Below are 21,419 nucleotides of genomic sequence, written 5' to 3'. Positions count from 1 at the left end.
AGCTCTGATTTGCAACTTTTTTGTTGCAAAACCGGGGACAGACCCCGGTTTTGCAAGATTTTCTCGACCGTCCCTGCGCGTACACAGTTGGCGCGCTATCCATGCAAGCGATCGAAGGCGATCAACGTTAATCCAAAGAAAAAATTTCGAATAAAAGCTCTGGCCCGGGTTGCAGGAATTTTGGAAGTTGTTTAACCGGGGTCTGTCCCCGGTTTTGCAACTTTTTGCCTTGGCGCGATTCCGGTGGGCAGCCGGTCGTGCCCGACGTACAATACCGCCTTGTTCTTTCTTTCCGCTTCGAGGAATCCCATGACCGTCTACGACAAACTGAAATCGCTCAATATCACCCTGAACCCGCCCGCCGCGCCCGTCGCCGCGTATGTGATGTATGTGCAAACCGGGAACTTGGTATTTATTTCCGGACACATCGCGAAAAACGCCGATGGTTCCGTCAACGCCGGTCAGCTGGGCAAGGATGTCACCACCGAACAGGGCATCAGCGCCGCGCGCGCGATTGCGATCGATCTGATGGGCACGCTCCAGGAAGCCTGCGGCGGCGATCTCGGCAAGGTCAAGCGCGTGGTCAAACTGATGAGCCTGGTCAACTCGACCCCCGGCTTCACCGACCAGCACCTGGTCACCAACGGCGCCTCGGAGCTGCTGGCCGAGGTGTTCGGCGATGCCGGCAAGCACGCGCGCTCGGCCTTCGGCGTGGCGCAGAATCCGCGCGGTGCCTGCGTCGAGATCGAAATGATCGTCGAAGTCGCTTAAACCAACATCATCCCGGACGCTGCTTATCCGGCGGCGTCTTTCCAGCCGCTTACCCAGCGTGCTCTATAATCGGCCCGGTGCGAACCCCGCCGTCTTGACTGTGAGACCAGTATGAAAATCGACAATCCCAACCCCATCGAGTGGCGTTTCTCCGAGCGCGCCAGCCAGCTCCAGAGTTCGTTCATCCGCGAAATCCTGAAGATCACCCAGCGTCCGGAGATCATCTCCTTCGCCGGCGGCCTGCCCTCGCCCGCCACCTTCCCGGTCGAGCACATGAAGGCGGCTTTCGACAAGGTCTTGTCCGAAAACGGTAAAGTGGCGCTGCAATACGGCCCGACCGACGGCTATCCGCTGCTGCGCGAATGGATCGCCAATTCGCTCTCCACCGCGACCTGCAAGATCCTGCCGGAACAGGTCCTGATGACCTCCGGCTCGCAGCAGGCGCTCGACCTGCTGGGCAAGGTGCTGATCGACGAAGGCAGCCGCGTGCTGGTCGAAACCCCGAGCTACCTGGGCGCGCTGCAGGCGTTCTCGGTGTACCGTCCCGAATTCAAGTCGGTCGCAACCGACGAGCATGGCCTGGTGCCGTCCTCGATCGCCGCCGTGGCCGAAGGCGCGCGCCTGCTGTACGCGCTGCCGAACTTCCAGAACCCGACCGGCCGCAGCCTGTCGATCGAACGCCGCCAGGAGCTGGTCGAAACCTGCGCCCGCCTCGGCCTGCCGCTGATCGAAGACGATCCGTACGGCGCGCTGAGCTACAAGGGCGAGCCGTTCCCGAAGATGCTGAACATGAACCCGGACGGCGTCATCTACATGGGCTCGTTCTCGAAAGTGCTCACGCCGGGCATCCGCCTGGGCTACGTGGTGGCGCCGCTGCCGCTGGTGCGCCGCCTCGAACTGGCCAAGCAGGCCGCCGACCTGCACACCGCGCAGCTGACGCAAATGGTGGTCTACGAAGTGGTCAAGGATGGTTTCCTCGACCAGCACATCCCGACCATCCGCGCGCTGTACGCCAACCAGTGCCAGGTGATGCTCGACGCGGTCGCCGAGTTCTTCCCGCAAGGCGTCACCTGGACCAAGCCCGAAGGCGGCATGTTCATCTGGGTCACCCTGCCCAAGCAGATCGATGCCATGAAACTGCTCGACCAGGCCATCGCGGCCAAGGTGGCTTTTGTTCCGGGCGCGCCGTTCTACGCCAACGAACCGGAAACCAATACCCTGCGCCTGTCGTTCGTGACGGTGCCGCCGGAGCGCATCCGTGAAGGCGTCGCCATCCTCGGCAAGCTGATCGCCGCGCAGATGTAAGCCCGGCCGCGGCAACCCCGGCGCCGTCCCCCAGGCAACTGGCGGACGGCGTTTTGCATGTAATTCGCTGCGCCTGGCGCCATGCCGGGATTGCGGCGTCAGGGCGGTCCGATCAGGGTGGCCACATACTCGCCGCGCGCGGTTTCGATCACCGCGCTGGCGCCCTCCAGGCGCACCCCGCCCAGCGTGGCTTGCGGCCCCGGCGCGCAGATCGACGGCGGACAACTGCGCTGCCCCTCGAAGCGGGCCAGCGGGCGCAGGCTTTTGCGGTCGAGCACATACACCACCGGGCGCTGGGGGGTGTCGCCGGAACGGGCCAGGTCGCCGGCCAGTACCACATAGCTGGCGGAACAAAAACCCGACATGCCGCCCATCCTTCCCGCCGCGATCACTTGGCGCCCGTCCAGCGAGCGCAGGCCCGCGATGCCATCGATGTCGGCGCTGCCGATGGGGCAGCGCTGGCGCGCCGTTTCGGCACGCACCAGCGGCTTGTCCTGCGTGAACGGCAGGCCCTGGCCCATGGCATGCAGCAGCACCCTTCCATACTCGAAGCGCAGGCCGACATTCGGTGGGCGCTCCATGAGCGGGCAAAGACTGCGCGGGCGGGCATGGCCGTTGTCGACGCTGGCCAGCCGCTGCTGGTACAGCACGCGGCGCGGTTCGCCTTTGAGCAAACGCAGCACGGCGCCGTCGCCTTGCGCTTTCACTTGCAGCACCAGAGTGCCGGGCTGCGCCGCCTGGCGGATCATCAGGCTGTCGTCGCGGTCGGCATACGCGATCCAGGCCGAGCCGTCGGCATGGGCTTCGGTGAACCCGCCCGGCAGTGCCAGCGCCGGCCCCGCGCCCGCCGGTTTCAGCACGCGCACATCGAGGTCGAGCACCAGCGGCTCGCCGCCCGGAACGTCCGGCGGCGGCGAGATCAGCGCGACCGGGCACAAGTCGCTGGTGGTAAAGATCATGCCGGGCGGCAGAAGCACCTCCCGGTCCTCATCGCCAGCGGCGCGCCACTGGCGTCCATGCAGCGTCACCGCCGCGACGAAGCTCAACACCATGAGCAGCCCCAGCACCAGTGCGCCGCGCACGCCGATGATGCTGCGCCTGGCCGCGGTGGCGGCGGTGAGCAGCACCAGCGACCACAGCCACATGAAAGCGCCCCATCCCCAGCTGACCGCCTGCGGGCCATGCCCGATCGTCACGCCGGGAATGCCGTTCAACAAGGCAAAGCTGGCGGCGAACAGCAGCATGAGCACGATGGACTTGCGCGGAACCTTGCCCATGCACAAACGCCACGCCGCGTACAGGAAGAAGGGATTGGCATACACCGCCCAGCCGTTCGCGGCCCAGCCGAATAACAGGCCCAGCAGCAAAATGCCACCGCCCGGCAGCGGGGGACTGTACGCCCCGGTGGCAAACACCGGGCTGCCCATGGAAATCATCCAGGTGAGCAGCGCCGCGCCCAGCAGGACAACATCCACCGGCCGCAGGTTCTCGGATGGGCTTGCGGATGGACTTGCGGGTGTGCATGGAAAAGTCATCGTCGATTGCACCAGAAAATGCCCCTCCGGAAGGTTTCCGCTCACGGGCGGGCGCCATTATACGAGGCGCGCGGGGAGCGACTTACCCATCTGGCATAAATCCACGCAATCGGCATCAAAGACACAATTGTATTGATAACAGGAATACAATAAGCCGACAACAGCGCGCTCTGATAGGTAGAGGAGCCAACACTGTGCTCACTCGTGGATGCGCCATGAATATTCAGCAACGCAACAACGTGAATTTTTACGGAACAGGTTCCTCCACCCTGGTGTTCGGCCACGGCTTCGGCTGCGACCAGAGCATGTGGCGCAAGCTGCTGCCCGCCTTTTCCGGCCGCTACAAGATCATCCTGTACGACCTGGTCGGCAGCGGCGGCTCCGACCTGTCGGCCTACAACGAATTCGACTACGCCACCCTGCACCGCCACGGCGAAGACCTGCTCGAGATCATCCACGAATTCGCCAACGAACCGGTGCTCTTCATCGGCCATTCGGTCAGCGCCATGATCGGCATGCTGGCCGCGATCCGCGAGCCGGCCATGTTCGCCGGCCAGGTGATGGTGGGGCCGTCGCCCTGCTTTATCAACGATGGCGATTACATCGGCGGCTTTAACCGCGAGGATATCGACACCCTGCTACGCCTCATGCACGACAATTACCTCAAGTGGGCCGCCAACATGGCGCCGCTGATCATGGGCGCGCCCGACCAGCCCGACCTGCAACAGGAGCTGAGCGCCAGCTTTTGCCGCAACGATCCCGCAATCGCCAGGCATTTTGCGCGCGTCACGTTCCTGTCGGACCACCGCGCCGACGTGCCGCGCTCGCACACGCCCACCCTGGTATTGCAAAGCACCGACGACATGATCGCCCCGCGCGAAGTGGGCGAATACATGCGCCTGCACCTGCCGGTGAGCTGGCTGGCGTTTGTCGACAATATCGGCCACTGCCCGCACATGAGCGCGGCCAGCGAGAGCGCGGAGCTGATCGAGACCTTTATCTCGCGTTTGCTCAAGTAGCCGGGCTGCCCGATAATGGCGGCACCGGCGGCGCACTTTGCGCCGCCCGCCACCTGCGAGAGAATCGTGACCGACCAATTCAGCCAGGACGACATCGACGCCGTCTACCGCGCCATCGCCGCGCGCCGCGACGTGCGCCATTTTGTGCCCGGCGCCATCGACGAAGCGCTGTTCGCACGCTTGATCAAAGCGGCGCACCAGGCGCCCAGCGTGGGCATGATGCAGCCGTGGCGCTTCATCCGCATCCGCAGCGCCGCCGTGCGCGAAGCCATCGTGCAGCTGGTCGACGAGGAACGGCTGGCCACGGCCGAGGCGCTGGGCGAGCGCGGTTCGGAATTCATGCGGCTCAAGGTCGAGGGAATCCGCGAGTGCGGCGAATTGCTGGTGGCGGCGCTGATGGACCGGCGCGAAGACTATGTGTTCGGACGGCGCACCTTGCCCGAGATGGACCTGGCGTCGGTCGCCTGCGCGCTCCAGAACATGTGGCTGGCCTCGCGCGCGGAAGGGCTGGGAATGGGCTGGGTGTCGCTGTTCGATCCCGCCAGACTGGCCGCGCTGCTGGCCATTCCCGAGGGCGGCAAGCCGGTGGCGGTGGTCTGCATCGGCCATGTGGCGCAGTTTTATCCGATGCCGATGCTGGAAATGGAGGGGTGGGAAACGCGCCGCAAGCTGGGCGACATGGTGAGCGTCGACCGCTGGGATTTTGCACCCGTCAAGGCTTCTGCGGATACCCCGTAATCTCCGCAATCCGCGCATACATCGGCTGCAAGCGCGCGTACATCTTGCGGTACACCTGCTTGTACAAACGGTCGTACATGACCCGGTTCGCCGCAACCGGCTGGAACACCCGGCCGATGCGCGTCATGCCCGCAATGGCCGCCGCAAAGTCCGGATACAAACCCAGCCCCACCGCCGCCGCAATCGCCGCCCCCAGTCCCGAGGTTTCATACACATGCGGGCGCGCCGTCGGCAGCCCGAAAATATCGGCGGTCAGCTGCATCGCCGCGTCGCTCTGCGAGCCGCCGCCCGAGACGCGCAGTTCGGTAATCGAGACCCCGCTGCGCTTCTCGGTACGCTCCTTGCCCTCGCGCAGCGCGTAGGCCAGCCCTTCCAGGATGGCCCGGTACACATGCGCGCGCGTGTGCACATCGCCAAAACCGATGATCGCGCCCTTCGCCTCCGGCCCCGGCACCCGGATGCCCGGACTCCAGTAGGGTTGCAGCATCAGCCCCATGGACCCCGCCGGCACCGCGTTGACCAGTTCATCGAACAACTGCTCCGGCGCGACATCTTCTTCCAGTGCGCGCGCGCGCTCGTGGTGGCCGAACTGCTCCTTGAACCAGTTCACCATCCAGTAGCCGCGAAAGATCTGCACCTCGGTGCTGTAGGTATCGGGTATGGCTGCCGGGTATGGCGGAATGAAGGGCGTCACCTCCACATAGCGGCGGCTTGTCGTATTGATGGTGGCCGTGGTGCCGTAACTGAGGCAGCCAATATGCGGCGCCTGGCAGCCGGCGCCGATCACTTCGCACGCCTTGTCGGCGGCCGCCGCCAGCAGCGGCGTGCCGGCCGGGATGCCGGTCATTGCGGCCACCGCAGCGTCGATCTTGCCGATCACCGTGCCAGGGGCCACCAGTTCGGGCAGCATCTGCGGCGTGATCGCGAGCGCTTTCCACTTCCAGTCGCGCGGCCCGGCCCAGCGCTGGCGCTTGTAGTCGAACGGCAGATACGCCACCTGCGAGCCGGTCGAATCGACATAGCGCCCGCACAGGCGGTAATTCAGGTAGCCCGACAACAGCAGCACCTTGTGCGTGCGCGCCCATACCTGCGGCTGGTGCGCCTTGATCCAGTTGATCTCGGCCTCGCCGCGAAAATAGTCGATCGTGCCCTTGACCCGCGCCAGCCGGAACGCCAGGTTCCACCACATGCCCACGTGCGGCGCCACGTCGGTGCGGCGCTGGTCCAGCCAGGTGATGGCCGGGCGCAGCGGCAGGCCGTCAATGCCGACGTTGATCACCGTGCCGCGCTGGGTGGTCACGGCCACGCCCGCTACAGCGGCCTTGTCGGCGCCGGGCTGCCGCCACAGCTGCTCGCAGGCGCGGCACAGCGACTGCCAGTAATCCTCCGGGTCGTGCTCGGCCCAGCCGGGATGCTCGGAAAAGTAGCTCTCAAAATGCACCTGCGCCTTGGCGACGATATTGCCTTTCAGGTCAAACAGGATCGCGCGCACGCTCTGGGTGCCGTTGTCGATGGCGAGGATGGTTTGATGGATCATGGCTGGCTCCCCGGAACGCCGTAGTGCGCCTGCCACAGCGCCAGATAGGCCGCTTCGCTGGCGATCCAGCGCGCGTCGTCCCATTCCAGCTCATGCTGGCAGATGGCGCGGATGCGCGCCAGGTGCCGCACTCCCCCGCCGCGCAGCTGCAGACCGAGGCGGGTGCGGCGCAGCAGCAGGTCTTCCAGGTGCTGCACCGCTTCGGCGCGCGCGGCCCAGCGCAGTTCGGCCCACAGCGATTCCGTGCCGGGGATGGTTTCCAGCTCGCCGGGGCGGGCCGCGTCGATCAAGGCCTGCGCGTGCACGCCGTAGCGGCCGCGCAAACGCCGCACCAGCGCAGGCCGCAGCGGCGCAACCAGCGCCGGCGATGGCGCAAACACGGCGCGCGGCGCCAGGTCGTCGCGCCAGCCGGCTAGCTGCGGCATGGCGTGACGCAGCGCGTCGAGCGCGATCACGCGGAAGGTGGTCAGCTTGCCGCCGGTGACGCTCAAGAGTCCGTTCTCAAGCCACACCTCATGGTCGCGCGACGCCTTCGACGGGTCGCCGGCGCCGCTGTCGATCACCGGGCGCACGCCGGCGTAGGTGGCGACGATGTCGGCATCGGTGAGCGCCAGTTGCGGGAACTGCGCGTGCAGCGCCGCCATCAGGTAATCGAGTTCGGCGCGGGTGATGGCCGCTTCGCCAGCCAGTTCGTCGCCATGATCGATGTCGGTGGTGCCGACCAGGGTCACGCCTTCCCACGGGTACGCGAACACCGGGCGGCCATCAAGCGGGTGCATCAGGCTGACCGCCTGCGCCAGCGGCAGGCGCCACGCCGGCAGCACCAGGTGGCTGCCGCGCAGCGGACGTAGTCGCGGCGCGCCGCCCGCCTGCCCGCGCAAGCCGTCGGCCCAGGCGCCGGTGGCGTTGACGACCACGCGGGCGCGTACTTCGTGGGTGGCGTTGTTGCGGCCGTCGAGCAGCACTGCGCCGTTGACGACGGCGCCAGAGCGCAGCAGTTCGCGCGCGGCCATGTAGTTGACCGCCACGCCGCCATGGGCCTGGGCTTCCTGCAGCACGCGCAGTACCAGGCGCGCGTCGTCGGTCTTGGCGTCGGTGTAGAGCATGCCGCCTTGCAGGCCGGCGCGCGCGACGTTGGGCGTCATCATGCCGAACGCATCGCCATCGACATAATGGCGTTCGCGCTTGCCGGCCATGAAGTCATAGATGGCCAGGCCAAGCAAAAAGGTCTTGCGGCCCGGTTTGCGGCCCACATAATCCCCAAAAGCGAAGCCTTGCGGCTCGACCAGGCCGGGGGCGCCCGCCAGCAGCGCGTCGCGCTCGTGCACCGATTCGCGCGTCAGGCCGAAGCGGCCTTCTTTCAGGTAGCGCAGGCCGCCGTGCACCAGTTTCGAGGAACGGCTCGACGTACCCCAGGCGAAATCGCGCTGTTCGACCAGCAAAGCCTTGAGGCCGCGGCGCGAAGCCTCCAGCAGAATGCCGGCGCCGGTAATCCCTCCGCCGATGATCAACAAGTCCCATTCGCGCGCCAGCAGCAGCGGCAAGGTGGCGTGCCAGCCGTTCTGCCAGTGCGCGCTCATGGCGACACCAGTTTGCCGGGGTTCATGCGCCCGTCCGGATCGAAGTGACGGAACAAGGTGCGCATGGCGCCCATGCCCAGCAAACCCTTTTCGGACGCGAGATACGGCGCATGGTCGGCCCCGACGCCGTGCTGGTGGCTGATGGTGCCGCCGTTGACGACGATCGCTTCCGACACGGCACTCTTCAAACGGCGCCAGCGCTGCAAGTCTTCCTCATAGCTGCCCGAGAGGCGGTACACGAAGGTGGTGTAGACGCTGGCGCCCTGCGCATACAGGTGCGACAGGTGGGTGTAGGCGTGCACCCGCTCGCCGCACGAAGCCATGGCCTGCGTCGCCGCCTCTTCCAGCGCGTGCATCATGGGCGTCACGCCCGGCCAGTCGACCGCCGTTTCCACCGTGTCGATGGCGTAGCCCTGCTGCCAGGCGGCGTTGCGCAGGTAGACGTTGCGGAAGCGGTTCTGCTTCCATTTGTCGCCCATGGTGCGGCCCACGTGCACGCCGCCGCCGGCGCGCGCGATGCTCAGGGCGGCACGCAGTGCGTGTCTGGCGTTGGGGGCGCTGCCGCTGGCGCCGATCATCAGCATGCATTTGCCGTTGGCGCAGCCGCGCCAGCGCAGCCAGGTTTCCAGCGCGCCGATCAGGCGCTTGTGGCCGGCCAGGGTCAGCATGGTCAGCGTTTCCAGGGGATTCGACAGGCGCAGCATCGACAGCGGCAGCCTGGCCTGCGCCAGTTCGCGGGTGGCCGCCGCCGCCGCATCCCAGCTCGGGAAGAACACCGCGTGAAAGGCTTCGTACTGCGGCAGGCGGCTGATGCGCACCGTCGCTTCGGTGAGGATGCCGAGCCGCCCTTCGGAGCCGAGCACGATTTCGCGCATGTCGGTGCCGGCGGCCGACGCCGGAAAGGTCGGCAGATCCAGGGTGCCGGCCGGTGTTTCGACCCGGCCGCCCGCGAACAGCTGTTCGATGCGCCCGTAACGCAGCGATTGCTGGCCCGAGGAGCGCGTCACCACCCAGCCGCCCAGGGTCGAATATTCGAACGATTGCGGAAAGTGGCCGAGCGTGTAGCCGAAGGCGCGCAGCTGCGCTTCCAGGTCCGGCCCCAGCACGCCGGCGCCGAAGGTGGCCAGCTGGGCTTCCTTGTCCAGATCGATCAGGGCGCGCATGCGCGTCAGGTTGATGGTCAACACCGGCTTCGGCCCGGCATCGACCCCCACATGCCCGGCCACGCTGGTGCCGCCGCCGTAGGGAATGACGATGGCGCCGCAGTGCGCCGCAAAATCGAGCAGTTCGCGCACTTCTTCGCCGCTTTCGGGATAGGCCACGCCGTCCGGGGCGGCGTCGATTTTGCCGTAGCGCAGACGCAGCCAGTCGGGCAGGCTCTGGCCGAGGGCATTGGCCAGGCGCGCAGCGGCCGAGGTGTCGATCAGCGCATGCGGCGGCAGGCGGCTGGCGCCGATGCGCGCGCAGGCGTCGGCATGGCTGGTCTCGGCGCCGGCCGTCCCGGGACCGAGCCGTTCGCCCAGAAATGCCAGCGCGTCGTCGTTGAGCGCAAATTCAATGGCATCGTCGCCCCATCCGTTCCACCGTTTCATCGTTTTTTCCCGTTATACTTGTCAGTTCATCCACAGCCGCCAGCGTATGCAAAGGCGGGCTTTACGTATTGCGCTTTCATGACAACCGCTTTGTTCAAACATGCCAGCGACCCTGCCAGTCCGCCGCGCTGACGCGCGCCGCGTCACCGGGTCCTACCTGCAACCGCTGCTGGAAGCGGCGCAGGCGCGCGGCGTCGGCCCGGCCGCTTTGGCCCATGCCGCCGGCCTGCCCGCGACGGCGCTCGAACGCCTGCCCGAATCACTCGGGGCGGCCGACTACGTGCGCCTGCTGGCGGCCGGCGCCGGGCTGGCGGACGACCCGCATTTCGGCCTGCACGTGGGAGAACGGGTCAGGCTCGGCACTTATAGTGTGTATGGCTTGATTTTGCTGTCGTGCCGCGATTTCGGCCAGGCTTTCCAGCAGACCTTGCGCTACGAGCAGCTGGCGCACGACCTGGGACGCTCGGTGCTGCACCTCGACGGCGGACAGGCCCAGTACGAATGGGTCAGCAACTACCCCGACGGCAGCCGCCACCTGGTCGAAAGCGTGTTTGCCGGCATACGCACCTTTACCACCTGGCTGGCCGGCGCCGCCCTGCCCCTGCCGCACCTGGGCTTTACCCATCCGCAGCAGGCCGACGGCGCCGAGTACGAGCGCGTATTCGGCGCCCTGCCGCGCTTTGGCGCAGCGGTCAATGCGGCCGGCTTCGACGCCAGGGTGCTTGGCTGGCCGGTGCCGAACGCCGATGTGGGCCTGTACCCGGTGCTGCAACAGCACGCCGAACAACTCCTGCGCCAACGCAGCCCCCCTGACGATGGGGTGGTGGCGCGGGTGCACGCGGCGATCATCCGCAACCTGGCGCACGACCGGGTGCGGCTGGCCACGATTGCCGACCAACTGGCGCTCTCGCCGCGCACCCTGCAGCGCAAACTGAGCGAGGCCGGGGCCAGCTTCCAGCAGGTGCTCGACCAGGCGCGCTATGCGCTGGCCATGGATTACCTGCGCCAGGGCAGCCTGTCGCTGGTCGATATTGCGTTTTTGCTGGGCTACCAGGAGCAAAGCGCCTTCTCGCACGCCTTCAAGGAATGGTCCGGGGTAAATCCCGGAGCGTGGCGCGACAGCGGCCATTTGCGCCTATAATACGTCGCTGTTCCGATCTACGCTAACCCTGCGCTTCCTGCGCCAAAACCTGGCAACGCCGTGAATCCACATCTCGACAAACTGCACCCCTACCCTTTTGAAAAACTGCGCCAGTTGTTCGCGGGCGTGACCCCGAACCCGGATTACGCGGCCATCAGCCTTGGCATCGGCGAGCCGAAACACCCGACGCCACCCTTCATCCAGAAGGCGCTGGCACACGGTGTGGCGGGACTGGCCAACTACCCGAGCACGGTCGGCAGTGACGCCTTGCGCGGCGCCATCGCCGGCTGGCTGGAACGGCGCTACGGCGTGCCGGCCATCAATCCGGCCACCCAGGTGCTGCCGGTGAACGGTTCGCGCGAAGCCCTGTTCGGGATCGCCCACTGCGTGATCGACGCATCCAAGCCGGCGCCGCTGATCGTCTGCCCCAACCCGTTCTATCAGATCTACGAGGGCGCGGCCTACCTGGCCGGGGCCGAGCCGTACTTCGTCAACTCGGAACCGGGCCGCAATTTCGGCTGCGACTATGCCAGCGTGCCGGCCGATATCTGGCCGCGCGTGCAGTTGCTGTACCTGTGCACGCCGGGTAATCCGACCGGGGCCACGCTGGCGCTGGAAGACTGGCAGCAGCTGTTCGCGCTGTCCGACCGCTACGGCTTCGTGATCGCCGCCGACGAATGCTATTCCGAGATTTACCACACCAGCGCGGCGCCCCTGGGCGCGCTGGAAGCGGCGCACCAGCTCGGGCGCAGCGGCGGCGCGGCGCCGTATGCCAACCTGATCGTGTTTTCCAGCCTGTCCAAGCGCTCCAACGTGCCGGGCATGCGCTCGGGCTTCGTGGCCGGCGACCCTGCCGTGATCAAGAAATTCCTGTTGTACCGCACCTACTGCGGCGGCGCCATGTCGCCACCGGTGCAGGCCGCGTCGATTGCCGCCTGGGGCGACGAAAGCCACGTCCAGGAAAACCGCGTCAAGTACCGCGAAAAATTCGCCCTGGTCACACCCTTGCTCAAGGAAGTGATGGATGTGGAGCTGCCCGACGCCGGCTTTTACCTGTGGGCCGACGTGCGCCGCAGCGGCTTGTCCGACACCGAATTCGCGCGCCGTCTTTACGCGGAATATAATGTGACGGTCCTGCCGGGCAGCTATCTGGCGCGCGACGCGCACGGCGTCAACCCGGGCAGCAACCGCATCCGCATGGCGCTGGTGGCCGAAGTCGACGAAGGCGTCGAGGCAGCCCAGCGCATCGTCCAGTTTTGCAAGACCCTCAAGTCAGACTGATATCCGCCACACCACTTACTAAAAAAACGATCATGACCCAACAACTCCAAAACATCATCGACACCGCCTGGGAACAGCGCGCCGACATCAATCCAGCCAACGGCACGGCCGAACTGCGCGAGGCAGTGGCCCACGTGATCGCCGGCCTGGACGACGGCAGCATGCGCGTGGCCCAAAAAACCGGTGCCGACTGGGTCGTCAACCAGTGGATCAAGAAAGCGGTGCTGCTCTCCTTCCGCCTCGAGAACAACAGCGTCATGACTTCCGACGGCACCATGCAGTTCTACGACAAGGTACCGACCAAGTTCGCCAACTACACGGCCGACGATTTCGCCCGTGGCGGTTTCCGCGTGGTGCCGCCGGCGGTGGCGCGGCGCGGCAGCTTCATCGCCAAGAACGTGGTCTTGATGCCGTCGTACGTCAACATCGGCGCCTACGTCGATGAAGGCGCCATGGTCGACACCTGGGCCACGGTCGGTTCATGCGCGCAGATCGGCAAGAACGTGCACCTGTCCGGCGGCGTCGGCATCGGCGGCGTGCTCGAACCGATGCAAGCCAATCCGACCATCATCGAAGACAACTGCTTCATCGGCGCCCGCTCCGAGATCGTCGAAGGCGTCATTGTCGAGGAGAACTCGGTCATTTCGATGGGCGTGTACATCGGCCAGTCGACCAAGATCTACGACCGCGCCACCGGCGAAGTGAGCTATGGCCGCGTGCCGGCCGGTTCGGTCGTCGTCTCGGGCAACCTGCCGTCGGCCGATGGCAGCTACAGCCTGTACTGCGCCGTCATCGTGAAACGTGTGGACGCCCAGACACGCTCGAAAACAGGTATCAACGAATTGCTTCGCGGTATCTGATACAGTAAAAGTCCAAACCAGGAGAAAAAAAATGGCAATGGACCGCTTGTTCCATCTGATGAAAGAAAAAAACGCGTCGGACATGTTCTTCGCGGTCAATTCTCCCGTCCACATCAAAATTAACGGCAACCTGATTCCCATCAACCAGCAAAAGCTGGAGCCCGAAAATATCACCGCCCTGCTCGCCGAAATCTGCACCCAGGAGCAGATGGACGAGCTGATGCGTGAAAACGAGCTGAACATGGGTATTTCGGTCGCCAACCTGGGTCGCTTCCGTCTGTCGGCATTCCGCCAGCGCGGCTCGATTTCGGCCGTGTTCCGCTTCGTGCCCGCGATCATCCCGCCGCTGGAAGACCTCGGCCTGCCGCACGTGCTGGCCGACCTGATCATGGAAAAGCGCGGCTTGCTGCTGCTGGTCGGCGCCACCGGCTCGGGCAAGTCGACCACCATCGCCTCGATGCTGGACCACCGCAATGAGTTGCGCGCCGGTCACATCCTGACCCTGGAAGACCCGATCGAGTACCTGTTCAAGAACAAGAAATCGATTGTCAACCAGCGTGAAATCGGCAGCGATGCCAACAGTTTCTACATCGCACTGCGCAACTCGATGCGCCAGGCGCCCGATTGCATCCTGATCGGCGAGATCCGCGACAAGGAAACCATGGCTGCGGCTCTGGCGTACGCCCAGTCCGGTCACCTGGTGCTGGCGACCTTGCACGCGAACAACTCCTACAACGCGCTGAACCGTATCATCAGTTTCTATCCGATCGAAAACCGTCCGGCGCTGCTGCAGGATTTGTCGTCGGCGGTCAAGGCCATCGTGTCGCAGCGCCTGGTGCGCTCGGCGGCCGGCGGCACCCGCCAGGCGGCGGTGGAAATCATGGTCAACACGCGCTATATCGCCGACCTGATCGACAACGGCGAAATCGGCCAGATCAAGGAAGCGATGGAAAACAGCCTGTCGCCGGGTTCGCAGACCTTCGAATCGGCCCTGTACGAGCTGGTCAAGAGCGGCCTGATCACCCAGGAAGAAGGCCTGGCCAACGCCGACTCGGCAACCAACCTGTTGTGGCTTCTTAACAACGGTCCGGACGTGCGCGCCACCAGCGCTCCGGAAGCGCCGCCCAAGCCGGTCGAGGAAGCGCCGTCGACGTCGTTTACCGAATTCACGCTCAATAGCTGATCGGGGCGGCAACTCGCCGCCTCCTCCCCAGGCCACCGCGCTATCGAAGGTGCGCCTGTGGTATCCTCCCGGGTTCCCCAAGAATACTCAGGCAGTCACGCCCGCACGCCGGGCGCGGATCGCCGCGCTCCTGATCGACCATGAAAACTACCCTGTACGGCATTCCCAACTGCGACACCGTCAAAAAAGCCCGCACCTGGCTGGCGGACCACGAGCAGGCCTTCGACTTCCACGACTTCAAGAAGCAGGGACTCGAACGCGCCACCGTGGCCGCCTGGCTCGACAAACTGGACTGGGAAGTGCTGGTCAACCGCAAGGGCACGACCTGGCGCAAGCTGCCCGACGAGCGGCGCGCGGCCATCGTCGACAAGGCCGGCGCGCTCGAACTGATGCTCGAACAGCCGTCCGTCATCAAGCGCCCGGTGCTGGCCGGCGCCGGCCAGCTGTCGGTCGGTTTTTCGGACGACCAGTACCGCCAGATCTTCTCACTTTAAGACCCGTTTTCTAAGACCACGATGACCTTTTCCCGTACCCTCGCGCTGACCGAAAAACTGATCGCGCTGTCCTCGATCACGCCCGACGACAAAGGCTGCCAGCAGCACCTGATTGACCTGCTCTCGCCGCTCGGCTTCGTGTGCGAGACCATCGAGTCGAACGGCGTGACCAATCTGTGGGCGCGCAAGGGCAGCGCCTCGCCGGTATTCGTCTTTGCCGGCCACACCGACGTGGTGCCGACCGGCCCGGTCGAACAATGGCAGTCGCAGCCCTTCATTCCGACCCAGCGCGACGGCAAGCTGTATGGACGCGGCGCGGCCGACATGAAGACCTCGATCGCGGCCATGGTCGTGGCCTGCGAAGAATTCATCGCCGAGCACCCGGCGCACACCGGCTCGATCGCCTTTTTGATCACCAGCGACGAGGAAGGCCCGGCCACCGACGGCACCGTGGTGGTCTGCCGCCTGCTGGAAGAACGCGGCGAGAAGATCGATTACTGCCTGGTGGGCGAGCCGACATCGGCCAACACCCTGGGCGACATGATCAAGAATGGCCGGCGCGGTTCGCTGTCGGGCAAATTGGTCATCAAGGGTATCCAGGGCCACATCGCCTACCCGCAGCTGGCGAGGAATCCGATTCACCAGGGCGCGCCGGCGCTGGCCGAACTGGCCGCCGAGCAGTGGGATGCGGGCAATGAATACTACCTGCCGACTTCCTGGCAGATGTCGAACATCCACGCCGGCACGGGCGCCAACAACGTGATCCCGGGCGAGGTGACGATCGACTTCAACTTCCGTTTTTCGACCGCCAGCACGTTTGAAGGCCTGAAAGCGCGCGTGCATGCGATCCTCGACAGGCATGGCCTGGAATACGAGCTGGCGTGGACCCTGTCGGGCCTGCCCTTCCTGACGCCGCGCGGCACCTTGTCGGATGCGCTGTCGAACGCGATTTTGTCCGAGACTGGCGTGACGACCGAATTATCGACCACGGGCGGGACCTCGGACGGGCGCTTCATCGCCCGCATCTGCCCGCAGGTGATAGAATTCGGCCCTCCGAATGCCAGCATCCACAAGATCGACGAGCACATCGACGTGCGTTTCATCGATCCGCTCAAGAATATCTATCGCCGCACGCTCGACAACCTGCTGGCGCCTGCGCCGCACAACACCTGACCCGAGAACAGCCATGACGACTACCCTGTTTACATCGACTTTTACCACGCCGCGCGACCTGCTGCGCTATGCGATCACCCGTTTCAACGGCGCCAAGCTGTTTTTCGGCCACGGCAGCGCCGAAGCACTGGACGAAGCGGCCTACCTGATCCTGCACACGCTCAAGCTCCCGCTCGACAAGCTCGATCCCTTCCTCGACGCGCGCCTGCTGCCGGACGAAGTGCTGCACGTGCTGGCCGTGATCGAACGGCGCGTGAGCGAGCGCGTGCCGGCCGCCTACATCACCAACGAAGCATGGCTGGGCACCTATGCCTTCTACGTCGACGAACGCGTGATCGTGCCGCGTTCCTTCATCCACGAACTGATCCCGCACCAGTTCAGCCCGTGGGTGGAAGATCCGTACGCGGTCGAGAACATCCTCGAACTGTGCACCGGGTCGGGCTGCCTGGCGATCATGATGGCCGACGCCTTCCCCGACAGCGTGGTCGACGCGGTCGACATCTCGGCCGACGCGCTGGCCGTGGCGGAACAGAATATCCGCGAATACAAGCTCGAAGGCCGCGTCAATCCGATCGCCTCGGACCTGTACCAGAACGTCCCGTTCAAAAAATACGACCTGATCATCTCCAACCCGCCGTACGTCAATTCGGCCTCGATGGCGTCGCTGCCGCCGGAGTACCTGCGCGAGCCGCAGATTGCGCTCGACGGCGGCGCCGACGGCATGGACCTGGTGCGCAAGATCGTTGCCGGGGCCGCCGAACGCCTGACGCCGAACGGCATCCTGATGGTCGAAATCGGCAACGAGCGCGAGTACGCGGAAGCGGCCTTCGGCCACCTCGGCCTGACCTGGGTGACCACCAGCGCCGGCGACGACATGGTTTTCCTGCTCACCGCAGAGCAGTTGCAAGCACAGTAATCCCACTCATACCAAAAAGTAGAACATGATCCGTTTCCTGAACGTTAGCCTGATGCGCGGCACCAAGCCGCTGCTGGAAGGCGTCGACCTTACCCTCAACCCGGGCGATAAAATCGGCCTGATCGGCGCCAATGGCGCCGGCAAATCGAGCCTGTTCGGCATGCTGCGCGGCGAGCTGCACCCGGACCAGGGCGAGATCGATTTCCCCGCCAAATGGCGCATGGCGTACGTAGCCCAGGAAACGCCGCCGCTCGAACGCGCGGCGCTCGATTACGCCATTGACGGCGACGTCCACCTGCGCAAACTCGAAGCGGAACTGGCGCGCCTGGAATCGGAGCCGGAATCGACCGAGAACGGCATCGCCATCGGCGACATCTACAGCGCGCTGGCCGACGCCGACGCCTACACGGTGCAGTCGCGCGGCGAACAGCTGCTGCTGGGCCTTGGCTTTTCGCTGTCGCAGATGCAGCAGCCAATCGCCAGCTTCTCGGGCGGCTGGCGCATGCGCCTGAACCTGGCGCAGGCGCTGATGTGCCCTTCCGACCTGTTGCTGCTCGATGAACCGACCAATCACCTGGATCTGGACGCAATCATCTGGCTGGAAGACTGGCTCAAACGCTACGCCGGCACCCTGATCATCATTTCCCACGATCGCGACTTCCTCGACGAAATCGTCAACGTCATCGTGCACATCGACGAGCGCAGGCTGAAACGCTACTCGGGTAACTACTCCGGCTTCGAGCGCCAGCGCGCGGCCCAGATGATCCTGGCCGCCGGTGCGCTGGCCAAGCAGCAGCGCCAGCGTGCCCACCTCGAGTCGTTCGTGAACCGCTTCAAGGCGCAGGCCTCGAAAGCGCGCCAGGCCCAGAGCCGCATGAAGGCGCTCGAGAAAATGGAAGAACTGGCGCCCTTGCGCGCCGCCGCCGAATTCTCGTTCGAATTCCGCGAGCCGCTGGCCGCACCGAATCCACTGCTGGTGATGGAAGACGTGGACGCCGGCTACCATATCCTCGACGAGCATGGCGACAGGATCGGCGACAAGGTGATCGTCTCGAACATCAAGTTCTCGCTGCAGATCGGCCAGCGCATTGGCCTGCTGGGTGTGAACGGCGCCGGCAAATCGACCCTGATCAAGACCATCGCCGGCGAACTGATGCCGCTGACCGGCGACGCCACGCTCGGCAAGGGCCTGTCGATCGGCTATTTTGCGCAGCACCAGGTGGAAATGCTGCGCCATGACGAGTCGCCGCTGTGGCACTTGTCAAAAATCGCGCCGACGGTGCGCGAGCAGGAACTGCGTAACTTCCTGGGCGGCTTTAACTTCCCCGGCAATATGGTCACCAGCCCGATCCGCCCGTTTTCCGGCGGCGAGAAAGCGCGCCTGGCACTGGCGCTGATCGTCTGGCAGCGCCCCAACCTGCTGCTGCTCGATGAACCGACCAATCACCTGGACCTGGAAACCCGCGAAGCGCTGACCATGGCGCTGGCGCAGTTCGAAGGCACGCTGGTGGTGGTATCGCACGATCGCCATCTGCTGCGCGCCACCACCGACCAGTTCATCATCGTCGCCGACGGCAAGCTGCAGCCGTTCGACGGTGACCTGGACGACTACAAGGACTGGCTGTTCCAGACCAAGCTTGGCAAGGGCACCACCGTGCTGCCGGCGGCGGGCAAGGACAACAAGACCGCGTTCCCGGTGGCGGCGGCGGTTGCGGCGCCGGCCGCGCCGGTGGTCGACAAGAAGGACCAGAAGGAGCAGAAGCGCCAGGACGCGGAGCAGCGCCAGCGCACGGCAGCCTTGCGCAAACCGATCGAGGGCAAGATCAAGCGCCTGGAAGAGCAGATCGCCAAGCGCAACGAGCAGAAGGCGGACGTGGATGGAAAGCTTGGCGAAGCGAGCATCTATGAAGCGGCCAACAAGGCCAAGCTGAAAACGCTGCTGGCGGACCAGTCGTTCTACAAGAAAGACCTGGCGCAGCTGGAAGCGGAGTGGATGGAGTTGCAGGAGCAATTGGAAGGGTTGGGAGCTTTAGCTTAAAAGAGGCTGATCCCTTACCTTCAAGCCGCTTACCTTAAGACCGTCGCCCCCGCACAGGCGGGGCGACGGCTTTGAGCGAATCGAAAAACGGATACTGATACAGGTGCGGAATCAAGCCGCCTTCTGCGCCCCCGCCACCGTCTCGCGCCGGATCGACATCAGCTTGTCGATATCGACCAGGATCAGGCGCCGCCCGTCGGCGTCGCCCAGCCCCACCAGATAGTCGCAGCCGTTCTCGCCGGTCATGCCCGGGATGGGGGTGATCTGGTCCGGGTATAGTCGCACCACATCGGTCACCCCGTCCACCACCATCCCCATCACGCAGCTCGACAGTTGCAGGATGATCACGTCGGTCAGTGGCCCGGGCGAAGCGGCGCGCTCGTTGAACGCCACCCGCATATCGACCAGCGGCATGATCACCCCGCGCGACACCGCCACGCCCTTGACGATCGCACCGTCCGCAGCGAAGCGCTCGAGCGACTGGAAAGTGCGCAATTCCTTCACCTTGCGGCAATCGACCCCGTATTCCATGCCCCCCAGCTGAAAACTCAGGAACTCCATCTTGACGATGGGGGCGGACTGCGTTGAAATCGTGTGCATGGTGGTCCTTTCGTCTCGGCGGGAGCTGCGGCATGGTCGCGAAACCACATCGTAATGCGCGGGTGCAAGCGTCTCGTTGAGCGCGATCAAGGTTTGCGGCACGCTGGCCCGCGCTTGCAATGCAACAGGAAGTCTTTACAATGGGGCGGCAATATTCCAGGGGGATAATTGCGAACTTGAAGGATGGACAATGTACCAATGGGTGAAGCGACTTTTTTCTGCTTCCGAGCCGGCGCCCGACGCGCCCGGCGCGGCGCAGGCCAGCCAGCCACCAGCCGCAGCAGCCGTCGGCGACGCGCCACGCGGATCGGCTGCCGCCTTATCGTTCGAGCAGCGCGACGGCGTCAATGGCACCTATTTCAGCTGGCTGTTCGAGAATGCCGACGTCACCGGCCTGGACACCACGCCGCACGAAAACCAGGTGCTCGACGCGCTCACGGCCATCCTGGCGTCGCAGCAGTCCGGCGCGGCGCTGGTGCGGCGCCTTCCCGGCCTGCTGCCGCAACTGCTGCAAAGCCTGCGCAGCGATAACTTCTCGGGCGCGCAGCTTTCGCGCACCATCTCCAACGACGTGGTGCTGGTGGCGGCCGTGATCCGCATGGCCAATACCTCGTTCAAGGGCAGCGGCACCACCATTACCAGCGTGGAACACGCGGTCATGCTGATCGGCCAGGAGGGCTTGCGCCACCTGATCACCAGCGTCGCCTTCCGCCCCATCATCGACCTCAATTCGGGCCAGTACACACGCTTGCTGGCGCCGCGCATCTGGGACCAGTCCGAGCGCTGCGCGGTGGCCAACCGCATGCTGGCCGAAGCAATGGGGGTCGATCCCTTCGAAGCCTTCCTCGCCGGCCTGGTGCAGAACGTGGGGCTGATCGTCACCCTGCGCATCATGGACCAGATGAGCCGCGGAGAAAAGGAACTGGGCTCGGAGATGTTCTGCGCGCGCCTGGTGCGCGACGCCCGCATCCTCACATGCAGCATCGGGCGCGAATGGAATTTTCCGGAGAGCGTGGTCACGGCCATCGGCGAACAGGCCGGCATGCGCAAAGGCGTGGCGGTGTCGCCGCTGGGCCAACTGCTGACGCAGTCCGATTACCTGAGCAAGGTGCGCATCCTGGTCGACAACGACCGCCTGGAACATGACGATCCGGTGCTGTTCAAGGGCTTGTCGGCGCAGGCCATGGCGTGCTACCGCCAGCTCGACGCGATCGAAGACGATGTCGTGGCGACGCCCTCGCCAGCCACGCCGGCGCCGTGAGCGCGTTGATCGATCCGGGCGAGGTGGAGTTTTCCGCCATCCGCGCCCAGGGACCGGGCGGGCAAAACGTCAACAAGGTCTCGTGCGCGGTACACATGCGCTTCGACGTGGGCGCCTCGTCGCTGCCCGAGGCGATCAAGGAGCGCCTGTTGGCCCTGTCGGACCAGCGCATTACGCAAGCGGGCGTGGTGGTGCTCAAGGCGCAGCAGTCGCGCAGCCTGGAACAGAACAAGGAAGACGCGCTGCGCCGGTTGCAGGAGCTGGTAGACAGCGTGGCGGTGCTGCCCACGGTGCGGCGCGCGACCAAGCCGACCAAGGGCTCGCAGCGCAGGCGGCTCGATTCGAAGACCAAAAGCGGGCAGACCAAGGCGATGCGGGGCAAGGTCAGCGAGTAG

Annotated in this window: 19 protein-coding genes; 14 read left to right on the top strand and 5 right to left on the bottom strand. The window is 65.1% G+C overall.

Annotation, left to right across the window (positions count from 1 at the left end):
- The first annotated feature begins 309 nt into the window (after positions 1 to 309).
- Both F1609_RS15205 and F1609_RS15200 read left to right on the top strand, forming a co-directional pair.
- Entirely contained in the window at positions 310 to 771 is a 462-nt protein-coding gene (locus F1609_RS15205; RefSeq protein ID WP_167077240.1) for a RidA family protein, read from the top strand.
- A 111-nt stretch (positions 772 to 882) separates the two neighbouring features.
- Complete coding sequence (locus F1609_RS15200; protein WP_167077239.1) at positions 883 to 2,076, top strand: aminotransferase-like domain-containing protein; 1,194 nt, start codon at positions 883 to 885, stop codon at positions 2,074 to 2,076.
- A gap of 98 nt (positions 2,077 to 2,174) precedes the next feature.
- Here the strand turns inward: F1609_RS15200 and F1609_RS15195 are convergent, their stop codons facing one another.
- Positions 2,175 to 3,551 carry a hypothetical protein gene (locus tag F1609_RS15195; protein WP_167077238.1) on the bottom strand — a complete coding sequence of 459 codons (1,377 nt, stop codon included), beginning with the start codon at positions 3,549 to 3,551 and terminating at the stop codon, positions 2,175 to 2,177.
- A 275-nt stretch (positions 3,552 to 3,826) separates the two neighbouring features.
- On the opposite strand from F1609_RS15195, the gene F1609_RS15190 reads away from it, so the two are divergent.
- Complete coding sequence (locus F1609_RS15190) at positions 3,827 to 4,630, top strand: alpha/beta fold hydrolase (RefSeq protein WP_167077237.1); 804 nt, start codon at positions 3,827 to 3,829, stop codon at positions 4,628 to 4,630.
- Between the two features lie 15 nt (positions 4,631 to 4,645).
- A complete protein-coding gene (gene bluB / locus F1609_RS15185; protein ID WP_167077236.1) occupies positions 4,646 to 5,368 on the top strand; it encodes a 5,6-dimethylbenzimidazole synthase in 723 nt (240 codons plus the stop codon).
- Here bluB and F1609_RS15180 read toward each other — a convergent pair.
- From F1609_RS15180 to F1609_RS15170, 3 genes are read right to left on the bottom strand one after another with little or no spacing between them, the layout of a single operon-like run.
- The gene (locus F1609_RS15180; RefSeq protein WP_167077235.1) at positions 5,343 to 6,905 is read right to left on the bottom strand and encodes an FGGY-family carbohydrate kinase; all 1,563 of its coding nucleotides are present in this window, start codon (positions 6,903 to 6,905) and stop codon (positions 5,343 to 5,345) included. The genes bluB and F1609_RS15180 overlap by 26 nt on opposite strands.
- A complete protein-coding gene (locus tag F1609_RS15175) occupies positions 6,902 to 8,485 on the bottom strand; it encodes a glycerol-3-phosphate dehydrogenase/oxidase (RefSeq protein WP_167077234.1) in 1,584 nt (527 codons plus the stop codon). Before F1609_RS15175 ends, F1609_RS15180 begins: the two co-directional genes overlap by 4 nt.
- Positions 8,482 to 10,077 (bottom strand): FAD-binding oxidoreductase, encoded by a 1,596-nt coding sequence (locus tag F1609_RS15170; protein ID WP_167077233.1) that lies wholly within the window; start codon positions 10,075 to 10,077, stop codon positions 8,482 to 8,484. The genes F1609_RS15175 and F1609_RS15170 overlap by 4 nt, the downstream gene beginning before the upstream one ends.
- Positions 10,078 to 10,177: 100 nt before the next feature.
- Here F1609_RS15170 and F1609_RS15165 point away from each other — a divergent pair, with 100 nt between their 5' ends.
- The 8 genes from F1609_RS15165 to F1609_RS15130 all read left to right on the top strand — a co-directional run bounded on the left by F1609_RS15165 (position 10,178) and on the right by F1609_RS15130 (position 19,163).
- Complete coding sequence (locus F1609_RS15165) at positions 10,178 to 11,218, top strand: AraC family transcriptional regulator (RefSeq protein ID WP_167077232.1); 1,041 nt, start codon at positions 10,178 to 10,180, stop codon at positions 11,216 to 11,218.
- Positions 11,219 to 11,278: 60 nt separating this feature from the next.
- A complete protein-coding gene (gene dapC, locus F1609_RS15160; protein ID WP_167077231.1) occupies positions 11,279 to 12,499 on the top strand; it encodes a succinyldiaminopimelate transaminase in 1,221 nt (406 codons plus the stop codon).
- 32 nt (positions 12,500 to 12,531) lie between these two features.
- Positions 12,532 to 13,359, top strand: a complete 828-nt coding sequence (gene dapD / locus F1609_RS15155) for a 2,3,4,5-tetrahydropyridine-2,6-dicarboxylate N-succinyltransferase (protein WP_167077230.1) — start codon at positions 12,532 to 12,534, stop codon at positions 13,357 to 13,359.
- A gap of 31 nt (positions 13,360 to 13,390) precedes the next feature.
- Positions 13,391 to 14,542, top strand: coding sequence for a PilT/PilU family type 4a pilus ATPase (locus F1609_RS15150; protein ID WP_167077229.1), 1,152 nt, complete (start codon positions 13,391 to 13,393; stop codon positions 14,540 to 14,542).
- 140 nt (positions 14,543 to 14,682) lie between these two features.
- The gene (locus F1609_RS15145; RefSeq protein WP_167077228.1) at positions 14,683 to 15,036 is read left to right on the top strand and encodes an ArsC family reductase; all 354 of its coding nucleotides are present in this window, start codon (positions 14,683 to 14,685) and stop codon (positions 15,034 to 15,036) included.
- A 21-nt stretch (positions 15,037 to 15,057) separates the two neighbouring features.
- The gene (gene dapE / locus F1609_RS15140; RefSeq protein ID WP_167077227.1) at positions 15,058 to 16,209 is read left to right on the top strand and encodes a succinyl-diaminopimelate desuccinylase; all 1,152 of its coding nucleotides are present in this window, start codon (positions 15,058 to 15,060) and stop codon (positions 16,207 to 16,209) included.
- A 13-nt stretch (positions 16,210 to 16,222) separates the two neighbouring features.
- Positions 16,223 to 17,125: a 50S ribosomal protein L3 N(5)-glutamine methyltransferase gene (prmB, locus tag F1609_RS15135; RefSeq protein WP_370661634.1), complete on the top strand. Its 903-nt coding sequence runs from the start codon at positions 16,223 to 16,225 to the stop codon at positions 17,123 to 17,125.
- Between the two features lie 25 nt (positions 17,126 to 17,150).
- Positions 17,151 to 19,163: an ATP-binding cassette domain-containing protein gene (locus tag F1609_RS15130; RefSeq protein WP_167077226.1), complete on the top strand. Its 2,013-nt coding sequence runs from the start codon at positions 17,151 to 17,153 to the stop codon at positions 19,161 to 19,163.
- Between the two features lie 111 nt (positions 19,164 to 19,274).
- Here F1609_RS15130 and F1609_RS15125 read toward each other — a convergent pair whose 3' ends face one another.
- A complete protein-coding gene (locus tag F1609_RS15125; protein ID WP_167077225.1) occupies positions 19,275 to 19,763 on the bottom strand; it encodes a chemotaxis protein CheW in 489 nt (162 codons plus the stop codon).
- A gap of 202 nt (positions 19,764 to 19,965) precedes the next feature.
- On the opposite strand from F1609_RS15125, the gene F1609_RS15120 reads away from it, so the two are divergent.
- On the top strand, positions 19,966 to 21,024 hold the full coding sequence (locus F1609_RS15120) for an HDOD domain-containing protein (RefSeq protein WP_370661633.1): 1,059 nt from the start codon (positions 19,966 to 19,968) through the stop codon (positions 21,022 to 21,024).
- A 5-nt stretch (positions 21,025 to 21,029) separates the two neighbouring features.
- The gene (arfB, locus tag F1609_RS15115) at positions 21,030 to 21,419 is read left to right on the top strand and encodes an alternative ribosome rescue aminoacyl-tRNA hydrolase ArfB (RefSeq protein ID WP_187363034.1); all 390 of its coding nucleotides are present in this window, start codon (positions 21,030 to 21,032) and stop codon (positions 21,417 to 21,419) included.

This window comes from Massilia aquatica, from assembly GCF_011682045.1.
Taxonomy (GTDB): domain Bacteria; phylum Pseudomonadota; class Gammaproteobacteria; order Burkholderiales; family Burkholderiaceae_D; genus Telluria_A; species Telluria_A aquatica.
This window is presented reverse-complemented; position numbering and strand designations above follow the sequence as displayed.